Origin of the sequence: Mycobacterium sp. DL99 (genome assembly GCF_004762045.1) — a bacterium.
Taxonomy (GTDB): domain Bacteria; phylum Actinomycetota; class Actinomycetes; order Mycobacteriales; family Mycobacteriaceae; genus Mycobacterium.
The window spans coordinates 637479-649597 of record NZ_SJOM01000007.1; the positions used below are offsets into that span (position 1 = coordinate 637479).

Sequence of the window (12119 nt, forward strand, 5' to 3'; positions counted from 1 at the left end):
TCGCCTTCGGCGGGTTCGGGTAATCGTCGGGAGGTATCGGTGAGTCCTGGTCGGGGAGCTCGTCGTGTGTTGAAACACGCGTGGATTCCGTTGGTTCTGGTCGTCGTGCTTGCGGTGTCGGGTCTCGTGGTCTCGCGCCTGCATCGGATGTTTGGCTCCGAAGACCTCAACGCGAACGCCGGCGCCGGCATCGAGATCGTTCAGTTCAATCCGAAGGTCCTGGTGTACGACGTGTACGGGCCGCCCGGGTCGACCGCTCAGATCAGCTATTTCGACCCGGACGCCAAGGTGCATTCCGTGACTACGTCGCTGCCGTGGTCGGTGACCTTGTCGACCACGTTGCCCACCGTGAGTGCCAACCTCATGGCCCTGGGCGACGGTAGCGAAATCGGTTGCCGCGTCACCGTGAACGGCGCTGTCCGGGAGGAGCAATCAGCCAATGGGATCAAACCCCAGACCTACTGCCTGGTGAAGTCCGCATGACGTCTTCCACAGCTGCCCACGCCAAGAACGATCGGGGTCACCGCCCCTACTTCGCCCACATGCTGCGAATCCTGTCCATTCCGGTGGTGCTGTTCTGGATCGCCTTCGCCGTCGTCGTGAACGTCATCGCGCCGCAGCTCGAGGTGGTCGGCGAACTCCACTCGGCGCCGATGGCGCCCGAGGATGCGCCGTCGATGATCGCCATGAAGCGCATGGGCGCGAACTTCCAGGAGTTCGATTCCAACAGCACGGTCATGATCGTGGTGGAGGGCGACCGGGCGCTGGGCCCCGACGCGCACAAGTACTACGACGAGATCATCCGCAAGCTGCGTGAGGATCCCGAGCACATCCAGCACATCCAAGACTTCTGGGGTGACACGCTCACCGCGGCCGGGGCGCAGAGCGCCGATGGCAAAGCGTCCTACGTGATGTTGAACCTCGCAGGCGAGCAGGGGCAGACCCTCGCCAACGAAGGCGTGGAGAAGGTCCGCGAGGTCATCAAGGAAACCCCGGCCCCGCCGGGCGTGCAGGCTTACGTCGCGGGTCCGGCGGCGCTGACCGATGATCTGCACGTCATCGGCAACGCGAGCTTGGCCACGATTACCCTCTACACGCTGATCGCTATCGCGGTGATGCTGCTGATCGTCTACCGGTCGATCCGTACCACGTTGGTGCAGTTGCTGTTGACCGGTGTGGGGCTGTTGTCGTCGCGCGGCTTGGTCTCGGTTCTGGCCAGCCATGACGTGTTCGGGCTGACAACCTTCGCCGGCAACATCCTCACGATGCTGGCCATCGCCGCCGCGACCGACTACGGCATCTTCATCTTCGGCCGCTACCGTGAGGACCGTAGCCAGGGGCTGGACCGAGAAGACGCCTACTACGCCACGTTCAAGTCCGTCGCCCCGGTCATCATCGGGTCGGGCCTGACTATCGCCGGGGCCACCTACTGCCTCAGCTTCGCGCGGCTTCCCTACTTCAGCACCATGGGCGCCCCCGTCGCCATCGGCATGATCGTCGTCGTGGCGTCCGCTGTCACGATGGGCCCCGCGGTCCTGTACCTGGGCAGCAAAGTTGGCCTGTACGAGCCGAAAAAGGTGGCCAAGGGCCGGTTCTGGTACAAGGTCGGCACCACGGTGGTCCGTTGGCCCGCACCGGTCCTGGTGGCCAGCGCGTTCGTGGTGCTGATCGGTGTGGTGGCCGTCCCCGGCTACAAACCCGCCTACAACGACCGCTGGTATCTGCCGGCCGATGCGCCGGCGAACGTTGGATTCACCGCTGCCGACCGGCATTTCAGCCAGGCCCGGATGAATCCTGACATCCTGATGGTCGAATCGACGCATGACATGCGCAATCCCGCCGACATGCTGGTGCTGGACCGCGTCGCGAAGAACGTGCTGCGTACCGAGGGCATCGCGATGGTGCAGAGCATCACCCGCCCCCTGGGTATCCCGATCCAGCACAGCTCGATTCCGTTCCAGACCGCCATCCAGGGCCAGACCAGCAATTTGAACCTGCCGTTCCAGCGGGATCAATTGGACAACCAGCTCAAGATGATCGACGCGACGAACGTCTCGATCTCGATTCTGGAGCAGCAGTACCAGCTGTCCCTTCAACAGACCAAGCTCACGCAGGACTCGGCGGCCAAGTCGCAGGAGCTACTCGAGGTCACCAAGAAGATGCGGGACAACATCGCGAATTTCGATGACCAGTTCCGGCCCATGCGCAACTACTTCTACTGGGAACCGCACTGCTTCGACATCCCGATGTGCTCGGCGGCACGGTCGGTCTTCGATGCCCTCGACGGGATCGATGAGCTGACCGACAAGACCTCGTCGGTGCAGCTCAACACCGATCAACTGGCGGACCTCGCTCCGAAACTGACTGCGCTGCTTCCTCAGACGATCGCGTCGATGAAAACCAGCAGGGACCTGTCGCTGGCGTCGTACAACTCGCAGAAAGCGCTGCTGGACCAGATGCAGGCGATGAACGACACCGCGCTGGCGATGGGGGAGAGCTTCGATCAGGCCAAGAACGACGACCTGTTCTATCTGCCGCCGGAGGCGTTCACGAACCCGGACTTCGAGCGTGGCCTGAAGATGTTCCTCTCGCCCGACGGCAAGTCGGCGCGGATGTTCATCACCCACCAGACCGACCCGGCGACGCCGGAGGGTATCGCGCGGGTCAATGCCGAGCGCACCGCTGCGCAGGAGGGCCTGAAGATGTCCTCGCTGTCGGACGCCAAGATCTACCTCGGCGGCGTCGCGGCCACCTACAAGGACATGAGCGACGGAGCCCGCTACGACCTGATGATCGCCGTGGTGTCGGCGTTGACGCTGATCTTCATCATCATGCTCATCCTGACTCGCAGCGCCGTGGCGGCCCTGGTGATCGTGGGAACGGCAGCCAGTTCGATCGCGGCGTCATTCGGCATCTCAGTGTTGTTGTGGCAGTATCTGTTCGGGATCCATGTCCACTGGCTGGTCATGTTGATGTCGGTGATCATCCTGTTGGCGGTCGGATCGGACTACAACCTGCTGCTCGTCTCCCGGTTCAAAGAGGAGATCCACGCGGGGCTCAAGACCGGCATCATTCGGTCGATGGGTGGCACCGGCGGCGTGGTGACCTCGGCGGGCATGGTGTTCGCGGCGACCATGGCGGCCATGCTGGGTAGTGACCTCGTCGTGCTGGCCCAGATGGGGTCGACGATCGCGATCGGCCTGCTGCTGGACACGTTGATCGTGCGGTCGCTGCTGATGCCGTCGATCGCCACGTTGCTGGGCCGCTGGTTCTGGTGGCCGCAGGTGGTGTATCCCCGCGGGGACAACCACTTCCGCAAGCCGGCGCCGCGACAGGTGCCCCGTGCGGATGATGACGACACGGCGGCGATCCCGGTGCCTACGAGCTAGACCCCGCGGCCTTCCACTGCCGGTAGGCGTCGGGCAGGCACACGGCGCACGGGCGGTACCCCGCCGATACAGCGGCCTGCGCGTCGGCGAAGAACACCCTGTGTCTGACGTAGCCGCCGGCAGCGATGGCGCGCAGGGCCGACGGGCAGTCGAGGCAGCCGTAGATCTTGCTACCGCGGTGTCCCCCAACGGTTCCCGGTGTGTTGCTGCGATGGGGATGACCGTCGGCGCCGATCAGGGTGTACAGACTCATGCCGCGTCATGGAAGACCAGGCCCAGGGTGAACCTGGTCCCGGAACGGACCGTCGAGACACCGTGCCGGATGGGTGCCGCCGACCAGCCCCGTACCGACTTGGCCGGTCGGTCGCGGGTGGTGAATACCAAGCCGTGCCCATGGGGGATGACAGTGGCGGTACCGCGCGATTGTGCGCGGGGTCGTTGTTCGTAAAGCAGGAACTCGCCGCCGGTGTAGTCGACGTCCGGGTCGGTCAGATTGACCACGACCTGTAGGGGGAAGATCAACTCGCCGTAGAGGTCGCGGTGCAGCGCATTCCAGTCCCCGGCACCGTATTTCAGCAGGATCGCCGTCGTCTTGGTCTGACCGGCCTCATGACACATCCGCAGCCAGTCGTCGAAGTCATCCGGCCACGGTGCCTCGCGGCCGAGCCGAGCCCACCACGTGCGGGCGATCGGCAGCAGGTGGGGATACAGCGCCTTCTTCAGTGCTGTCACGGCCGGCGGATAGGGCTGCCGGAAATAGCGGTACTGGCCCTCGCCGAACCGGTAGCGGACCATGTCGATCGTCGATCGGAACCGGGCCACCTCGGGGTAGAGCGCGACGATGTCGGCGGCATCCGCCGGAGTCAGCAGTGCCCCGGTCAGCGCACATCCCGTGTTGTCGAGTTCATCGCCGACACGGCTCCAGTCGATGAGATCTACCCGCTGCTGCCAGGCATTCGTGCCGTTCATGCCGCCGCCTCCAGGTCGAGCAGCAGGCGCTTGGCCTCCGGGCCGCCGAGGTAGCCGCCCATCGCACCGTCGCTGCGGACGACGCGATGGCAGGGGATGACAACGGGCAGTGGGTTTTTCGCGCAGGCCGTCCCCACAGCGCGTACCGCTTTGGGGCTGCCGGCCAGGGCCGCGACGGTGGCGTAGCTGGCGGTCTGCCCGTAGTCGATCTCGGGCAGGTGATGCAGCACTGTGCTGCGGAATCCGGCGGCGAGCCGCCAGTCCAGCGGCAGGTCGAAGGTGCGTCGCGCGCGGGCGAAGTACTCGTCGAGTTCGCGGGCCGCCGTGTCGAGGCGGGCGGGTGCTTGCAGGATGCGCGGGCTCACCTCGTCGGCGAGGTGCTGCAGCACGGTGTCGTGGTCTTCGCGGGCGTAGGCGACGCGGACCAGGCCCTGCTCGGTGGCCGCCAGCAGCAGCGGCCCGACGGGGGTGTCGACGGTGCGGTAGGCGATGTCGAGGAGATCGTCGCGCTGGGCGGCGGCCGCGAGTCGGTGGTGCAACTCGGCCAGCTTGCCGGGGCCGGGTTGGGTGATTCGGGCCAGCTCGCGAACGATGCCGTCGTCGTTACTCATTGGTCTCTCCTTTCCTGGGCGCGTCGACCTCGGTGAGTTCGGTGAGGTAGGTGCGTCGTAGCGTGGCGATCCCGTCGCTGGAGGCGCGGCGTGCGGCCGCAGCGCTGCCGCCGAGGATTTCGGCGATTTCGTCGTAGGGCAGGCCGGCCAGGTAGTGGTAGGCGACCGCGTGTTTCTGTTTGTGGGGAAGCCTGTCGACCGCGGCGGCCAGGTCGTCGAAGTTCTCGGCCGTGCGGGGGCTCGATGTTTCGGGGACGACGTCGGTCGGGATGGGTTGGCGCGTTCGGGTCCGGGTGATGTCGATGGCTTTGTGGTGCGCGACGGTGACCAGCCAGGCCTCGAAATTGGCATCGGCGGGGAGGTCGGGGTAGGCCTTCAACGCCGCCAGGAACGTTTCCGACCAGGCGTCGTCGGCGTCGTGCGCGCCGACGATGGCGCAGCACACCCGATAGACGGTGGGGCCGTGGTCGCGAACCACGGTCTCGAAAGGCGGTTTGGCTGTCACACCCTGTAGACGCTCCCTGGCCGAGATTTGTGAGGTCTCCATCGTGAATGATTTCTGCCGGCGGCGTCGAAGTGGCGAGACCTCATTTACAAATGAGTCTAGAAGTGTCACGGTGTGCTGGTGGATTTCTCCCATGTCGAGCTGTCCGAGGAGGACCTGGCCTTCCGCGATGAGCTACGGGCGTTTCTGGCCCGGGTCGTCACCGACGAGGTGATCGAGCGTGACCGCGAGACAGGTGAGAACTTCGACGAGACAGTGCATCTGGCCCTAGGTGCGGCCGGGTACCTGGCCGGTGATTACCAGGCCGAGGCCGACGGCGGGTTCAGCGCGGTCCGGCGCCGGATCTGGGAACTGGAGATCGGCCGGGCCCACACCCCGTGGTTCCACTGGGGAACCACCGCGATGGTCGCCAACACGGTGGAGAAGTTCGCCTCCGCCGAGCTTTTGGACGAGGTGCTGCCGGGTGTCCTCGACGGGAGCTTGCGGCTGTGCCTGGGCTACACCGAACCCGAGGGCGGGTCTGACGTCGCGACCTGCAAGACCCGGGCGGTGCGGGATGGCGAGAGCTGGATTATCAATGGCTCAAAGATGTTCACCTCGAATGCGCACAACGCTCAGTACGTGTTCCTGTTGACCAACACCGACCCGGCCGCGGCGAAGCACAAGAGCCTCACGATGTTCCTGGTGCCGCTGGAATCCGCCGGCGTCGAGATCCAGCCGCTGCGCACCGTCGACGGAGACCGCACCAACATCACCTACTACAGCGACGTCCGGGTCAGCGACCGGTACCGCGTCGGTGAGGTGAACGGCGGCTGGACGGTGCTGCGCGGTGCCCTCGAGCTCGAGCACGGCACGTTCGAACGCGAGACCCGCGGCCTGCAGAAGCTCGCCACCATGACCGAGCACATCAACCTCATGGCCGAGGCGGTCGATCGCGTGGCCGCCGTCGCCCCTGACGACGCGGCGTCGCGCTATCGGCTGGGCCGGGGCATCGCCCGGCTGGAAGCGGCGCTGAGCAGCCCCGACATGTACGGGCGCGTCGCGATCGCCCAGACCATGCGCGAGGTATCCCCGGATCTCATGGACATCGTCGGATCGGCGGGCGCATTGCCCGTGGGGACGCGGGGCGCGGCCGCCGACGGCGCCGCCGAGTACATCTTCCGGCTGGCCGGTCCGACCGGTATCTACGGCGGCACCCTTGAAGTGTTCCGGAACATGATCGCGCAGCAGGCACTCGGGCTGGGGCGGCCGAACTACGCACCGGCCAAGCGAACTGGCTGACCGTCAGGGTCTTCCTGGCCGTACCTGGCCAGGCTGCCGTCAAATTTCTTGACGGTGTTCCTCCGGGTGGTGCGGTCTGCAAGGTGGCATCGGCGGCGCCGAGCAACGCGAGGCGGCCTGGGTACTGTGGCCGGGTGCATCCCTTGGACAAGGCCCTTGAACTCTCGCCGTCCGGTGACGGTCGGTGGCGCGGGCGGACGGTGCCGGAGTGGGCCAACATGGTCGGCCCGTTCGGCGGTATCACGGCTGCGACCCTGGTGCGTGCCGTCGAGTTGCACCCGAAACGGCACGGTCAGCCCATCGCCCTGACGGTGAACTATGCGGCGCCGATCGTCGACGGCGAGTTCGACATCGTGACCAGGGCCGTCAAGACCAACCGGTCCAATCAGCACTGGATCGTCGAACTCAGCCAGGACGGCGAGGTCAAGACCACCGCCACCGCGGTGTTCGGATTGCGACGCCAAGGGTGGTCGGACACCGAGATCACCGCGCCGCAGGCCCCGGCGCCCGAGGGCATCGTGCCGTCGGTCCCGCCGTTCGGTGTGGCGTGGTTCGACAACTACGACATGCGGTTCGTCGACGGAGGGATGCCCGACATCGGCGGGGAACCGACCGAGTCGGCAAGTTCCACCACGACCCTGTGGGTGCGCAACAAACCTTCCAGGCCGATGGATTTCGCCGCGCTGACCTCGGTGAGCGACATCTTCTATCCGCGGGTCTTCCTGCGTCACGGTCAGTTCGTGCCGGCGGGCACGGTGTCGATCTCCGTGTATTTCCACGCCGATGAGGAGCAACTCGCGACTCAGGGTGACGACTTCGTTCTGGGAACGGCACGGGCACACCGGTATTCCGGCGGATACTTCGATCAGAGCGCGCATCTGTTCGGCCGCACCGGCGCACTGCTGGCGACCAGTCACCAGTTCGTCTACTTCAAGGCCTGAGGTCGTCGGGAGCCGACTGCAGGGCGATCCACGCGCTCACCCGGGTCTGCGGATCATCGAGCTTGCCGGGCAGCGCCGCCTCGATGGCAGCGAGACGGTTGCGCACGGTGTTGCGGTGCAGGCCGAGTTCCTCGGCGACCTTCAGTCGCGATCCGTGATGGCGCAGGAAGCAACGCAGGATCTCCAACTGCTCGGAATCGAGCCCGTGCAACCAGGATTCGGCGAACGCCGCGGCTTTCTCGGGATCGATCAGACTCAGGGGGCCATTGTCGATTACTTTGTCCCACAGCACCACGCCGGACACCTCGGTGGCCTGGGCGAGTGCCAGTCCGGCCGTGCGATAACCGGTCGCGCCGTCGCCGGGTGCCACCGCATTCCCGACGCCGACGTGGAGTCCACCCTCGGCCAACTGTGAACCGGTTGCTTTTGCCTGTGCGGGTGCGACGACCGCGCACAACTCGCCGGCATATACCCCGGCGAGGATGCCCCGCCGCTCCAGGGAAGCCACGGCGTTCTCGATCGCGGATTCGTCCCCCGTGGCCCGCAGGAATCGGATGTGTCTCGGAAGTTCGGCCGCCGGCTGGTCCACCTCCAACACCAATTGCGCGGTGCGGTCGTCGCTTTCGGCGAGCAGCTCCAGCGCTCGGCTGCGCAGGTGCTGCCGGGTCGTGGCGCGGCTACGGACCTGTTCGTCGATGAGTCCCAGCAGGGCCACCGCGGTCGTCACCGCCTGGCGCTGTCCTTCCGATGCCCTGGCCGGCGCCAATGCCGCCAGGTAGGCCGACGCCCGGCCGCGTAGCCCGATGGGATGGACCGACACGGAGAGCGTCGGATTGGACTGTGCTGCAGCCGAACGCAATCCGTGGGCCTGCAACCGTTTGACGTCGTGGGCGACCTCGTCGAGCGGGAACTCGTTGCGGCGGGCGCCGACCGGGCCTGTCACGACCCGGCCGTCGGGATTCATCAGACATGTCGCGCCGTCGAGCGCTGCGGCCAGCGCGGTGATGACCGCAACGGCAGGATCCGGTTTGGCCGCAGCCGAGATGAGCTTGCGCTGTGTCTGGAGGGACTCGCGTGTCGCGGTGGACTCCTGTTCCTCCAGCAGATGCGCGACGTGTCGGCTGATCGCGACGAAGGTGGTGCGGCGTGGCACCTCGAACAGATTCACCTGGTGTCGTCGGCAGGCAGCTGCGAGTGCTGCCGGAGTCTCGGCGTGGGTGAGGCCGACGGCGAACCCCACCGCGGCCACACCGGCGTCGGCAAGCCTGCGCACGTAGCCGTCCCATTGGTCGTGCCAGTCACCGGTTTCCAGACCGGTGGTCAGCAGGATCTCCCCGCCTTCCAGGAACGGCCCCGGATCGGCGAGTTCGCTCGTGGCCACCCAGCGGACCGGTGCGTCGCGGCGGCAGACCTCGACGGCGACCAACCTGAGCGCCCGCACAGCCAGGACATCGCCGACCAGAACCATGGGTGCCAGTTTCGCACAATTCAAGCAACATATTTGTGCATTTATGACCTGCCGACGATGCCCGCGGTTCCCTAGCGTTACGACAAACAACCGCCAGCAGCAGGAGGAACACGTGACCATCGCTGAGATCGCGGGTACGGCCATCGCCCAGGAACGCCGGCTCGTCACCGCCATTCCCGGCCCGATCTCGCAGGAGATTCAGGCACGGAAGACCGCTGCGGTGGCCGGCGGCGTCGGGACCACACTGCCCGTCTACGTGGTCGCGGCAGGCGGTGGAATCCTCGTGGACGCCGACGGCAACCAGCTCATCGACTTCGGCTCCGGCATCGCCGTGACCACCGTGGGCAACAGTGCACCGGCTGTCGTCGAGGCCGTTACCGAGCAGGTCGCCGCGTTCACCCACACGTGCTTCATGGTCACCCCGTACGAGGGCTATGTGCGGGTGGCCGAGGAGCTCAACCGGCTCACTCCCGGTGACCACGAGAAGCGCAGCGTGCTGTTCAACTCCGGTGCGGAAGCCGTCGAGAACGCCGTCAAGATCGCCCGCGCTCACACCCGCAGGCAGGCCGTCGTGGTTTTCGACCACGCCTACCACGGCCGCACCAACCTCACCATGGCCATGACCGCCAAGAACCAGCCGTACAAGAACGGGTTCGGGCCGTTCGCCGGTGAGGTGTACCGGGTGCCGACCTCGTTCCCGTTCCGTGACGGCGAGACCGACGGTGCGGCTGCGGCCGCCCGCGCCCTCGATCTGATCGATAAGCAGGTCGGTGCCGACAACGTCGCCGCCGTGGTGATCGAACCCATTCAGGGCGAGGGCGGGTTCATCGTCCCCGCACCGGGATTCCTGCGCGCCCTGCAGAACTGGTGTACCGACAACGGTGCGGTGTTCGTCGCCGACGAGGTGCAGTCGGGCTTTGCCCGCACCGGCGCGATGTTCGCGATCGAGCACGACGACGTCGTGCCCGATCTCATCGTCACCGCCAAGGGCATCGCGGGTGGCCTGCCGCTGTCGGCGGTCACCGGCCGCGCCGAGATCATGGACGCGCCGCACGCCGGCGGCCTCGGTGGCACTTACGGCGGCAACCCGATCGCCTGCGCCGCCGCGCTCGCGGTCATCGACACCATCGAGCGTGAGGGACTGCTGGCCCGCGCCGTGGAGATCGAGAAGACGATGGTCGGCCGCCTGAACGCGATCGCTGCCGAGGATTCCCGGATCGGCGAGGTCCGCGGCCGCGGCGCCATGATCGCCATTGAACTGGTCAAGGCGGGCACCAGCGAGCCCGACGCCGACCTGGCCAAGCAGGTCTCGGCCGCTGCACATGCCCAGGGCCTGGTGGTGCTGACCTGCGGGACCTACGGCAACGTGCTGCGGTTCCTGCCGCCGCTGTCGATGCCTGATCACCTGCTCGAGGAGGGGCTGGACATCCTGGCCGCCATCTTCGCCGAGACCCGCTGACCGCCGAACCGCCTAGATCCCTGGGAGACGTTGAGTGAACACGCAGAATGCGATCGCCGAACTGGACGCCAAGCACGGCATCCTCATCGACGGGCAAGCCCGCGGTGGCGCTTCGACGTTCGAGGTGCACGACCCGGCTACCGGCCTGACCATCGCCGAGGTCGCCGATGGCACGGTGGCTGACGCCCGCTCGGCCGTCGATGCCGCGCACCGGGCCTTCGGTGGCTGGGCCAGGACCAGCCCCCGGCAGCGCAGCGACATCCTGCGCCGGGTGTTCGACCTGATGGTCGCCGACACCGAGCGGCTGGCGGCCCTGATCTGTGCGGAGAACGGCAAGTCGCAGGCCGATGCCCGCGCCGAGGTGGGCTATGCCGCCGAGTTCTTCCGCTGGTTCTCCGAGGAGGCGGTGCGCACCGACGGCGCCTACGGTGTCAGCCCTGCCGGTGGCACCCGGACGGTGGTCACGCACAAGCCGGTCGGGGTCGCTGCACTGGTGACGCCGTGGAACTTCCCGGCCGCGATGGCGACCCGCAAGATTGCGCCGGCGCTGGCCGCGGGCTGCACCGTGGTCCTCAAGCCGGCGGCCGAGACGCCGCTGACCGCCCTGGCGATCGCCGGAATCCTTTCGGCCGCAGGCGTTCCTGATGGTGTGGTCAACATGGTGCCCACCACCGATGCCGCCGCCGTGGTCGAGAACTGGTTGAGCGACGACCGGGTCCGCAAGGTGTCGTTCACGGGCTCCACCGGTGTCGGCCGCGTGCTGCTCAAGCAGGCTGCAGACCGGATCGTCAACGCAAGCATGGAACTGGGCGGCAACGCTCCGTTCGTCGTCACCGCCGACGCCGATGTCGAGGCGGCCATCGCCGGCGCGATGGTGGCGAAGTTCCGGGGTGGGGGCCAGGCCTGCACCGCGGCCAACCGGTTCTATGTGCACGCTTCGGTCGCCGATCAGTTCGTCGCCGGTTTGGGCGCCGAGGTCGCGGCACTGCGCGTGGGGCCTGCGTCGGATCCGGCGTCCCAGATCGGTCCGCTGGTGAGCGAGCGCGCAGCGCAGCGAGTGGCTGCCGCGGTCGATGCCGCGGTGGCCGACGGTGCCGTGATCGCCGCGCAGGCGCAGGCGCCCGCCGAGGGCTGGTTCGTCGCTCCCACGGTGCTGACGGGTGTCGCCCCGGATGCCGCGATCCTGGCCGACGAGATCTTCGGGCCCGTCGCCCCGGTCGTGGTGTGGGAGGACGAGGACGACCTTCTGCGTTGGGTCAACGACACCGAATATGGTTTGGCGGCTTACATTTACGCCGGTCGGCTGCAGGATGCGCTACGGCTCGCCGAGTCCTTCGACGCCGGCATGGTCGGCATCAACCGGGGCATCGTCTCCGACCCGTCGACCCCGTTCGGTGGGATGAAGCAGAGCGGGCTCGGTCGCGAAGGTGCCCGGGAAGGTCTGCACGAGTTCCAGGAGACGCAGTACTTCAGCGTGGCGTTCGACTGAGCGGTCC

The 12119-nt window shown here is 66.9% G+C and carries 11 protein-coding genes; 6 read left to right on the top strand and 5 right to left on the bottom strand.

The window, feature by feature from the left end:
- The first annotated feature begins 66 nt into the window (after positions 1 to 66).
- Together EYZ64_RS03215 and EYZ64_RS03220 are read left to right on the top strand one after the other, a co-directional pair.
- The gene (locus EYZ64_RS03215) at positions 67 to 483 is read left to right on the top strand and encodes an MmpS family transport accessory protein (protein WP_135451830.1); all 417 of its coding nucleotides are present in this window, start codon (positions 67 to 69) and stop codon (positions 481 to 483) included.
- Positions 480 to 3389, top strand: a complete 2910-nt coding sequence (locus tag EYZ64_RS03220) for an MMPL/RND family transporter (RefSeq protein ID WP_167857690.1) — start codon at positions 480 to 482, stop codon at positions 3387 to 3389. The genes EYZ64_RS03215 and EYZ64_RS03220 overlap by 4 nt, the downstream gene beginning before the upstream one ends.
- Here the strand turns inward: EYZ64_RS03220 and EYZ64_RS03225 are convergent.
- The 4 genes from EYZ64_RS03225 to EYZ64_RS03240 are packed head-to-tail and all read right to left on the bottom strand — an operon-like array spanning position 3379 to position 5516.
- Complete coding sequence (locus tag EYZ64_RS03225) at positions 3379 to 3642, bottom strand: Ada metal-binding domain-containing protein (protein ID WP_135451831.1); 264 nt, start codon at positions 3640 to 3642, stop codon at positions 3379 to 3381. The genes EYZ64_RS03220 and EYZ64_RS03225 overlap by 11 nt on opposite strands.
- Positions 3639 to 4358: a 2OG-Fe(II) oxygenase gene (locus EYZ64_RS03230; protein ID WP_135451832.1), complete on the bottom strand. Its 720-nt coding sequence runs from the start codon at positions 4356 to 4358 to the stop codon at positions 3639 to 3641. Before EYZ64_RS03230 ends, EYZ64_RS03225 begins: the two co-directional genes overlap by 4 nt.
- Entirely contained in the window at positions 4355 to 4969 is a 615-nt protein-coding gene (locus EYZ64_RS03235) for a methylated-DNA--[protein]-cysteine S-methyltransferase (protein ID WP_135451833.1), read from the bottom strand. The genes EYZ64_RS03230 and EYZ64_RS03235 overlap by 4 nt, the downstream gene beginning before the upstream one ends.
- Positions 4962 to 5516, bottom strand: coding sequence for an RNA polymerase sigma factor (locus EYZ64_RS03240; RefSeq protein WP_135451834.1), 555 nt, complete (start codon positions 5514 to 5516; stop codon positions 4962 to 4964). The genes EYZ64_RS03235 and EYZ64_RS03240 overlap by 8 nt, the downstream gene beginning before the upstream one ends.
- A gap of 78 nt (positions 5517 to 5594) precedes the next feature.
- On the opposite strand from EYZ64_RS03240, the gene EYZ64_RS03245 reads away from it, so the two are divergent.
- Both EYZ64_RS03245 and EYZ64_RS03250 read left to right on the top strand, forming a co-directional pair.
- Positions 5595 to 6755, top strand: coding sequence for an acyl-CoA dehydrogenase family protein (locus tag EYZ64_RS03245; RefSeq protein ID WP_135451835.1), 1161 nt, complete (start codon positions 5595 to 5597; stop codon positions 6753 to 6755).
- 134 nt (positions 6756 to 6889) lie between these two features.
- Complete coding sequence (locus tag EYZ64_RS03250; protein WP_135451836.1) at positions 6890 to 7696, top strand: acyl-CoA thioesterase; 807 nt, start codon at positions 6890 to 6892, stop codon at positions 7694 to 7696.
- On the opposite strand, the gene EYZ64_RS03255 is transcribed toward EYZ64_RS03250, so the two are convergent.
- Complete coding sequence (locus EYZ64_RS03255) at positions 7686 to 9164, bottom strand: PucR family transcriptional regulator (protein WP_135451837.1); 1479 nt, start codon at positions 9162 to 9164, stop codon at positions 7686 to 7688. The two genes, EYZ64_RS03250 and EYZ64_RS03255, sit on opposite strands and share 11 nt — an antisense overlap.
- A gap of 112 nt (positions 9165 to 9276) precedes the next feature.
- Here EYZ64_RS03255 and gabT point away from each other — a divergent pair, with 112 nt between their 5' ends.
- Positions 9277 to 10623 (top strand): 4-aminobutyrate--2-oxoglutarate transaminase, encoded by a 1347-nt coding sequence (gabT, locus tag EYZ64_RS03260; protein ID WP_135451838.1) that lies wholly within the window; start codon positions 9277 to 9279, stop codon positions 10621 to 10623.
- Positions 10624 to 10657: 34 nt separating this feature from the next.
- Positions 10658 to 12112, top strand: coding sequence for an NAD-dependent succinate-semialdehyde dehydrogenase (locus EYZ64_RS03265; protein ID WP_135451839.1), 1455 nt, complete (start codon positions 10658 to 10660; stop codon positions 12110 to 12112).
- Positions 12113 to 12119 lie beyond the last annotated feature (7 nt).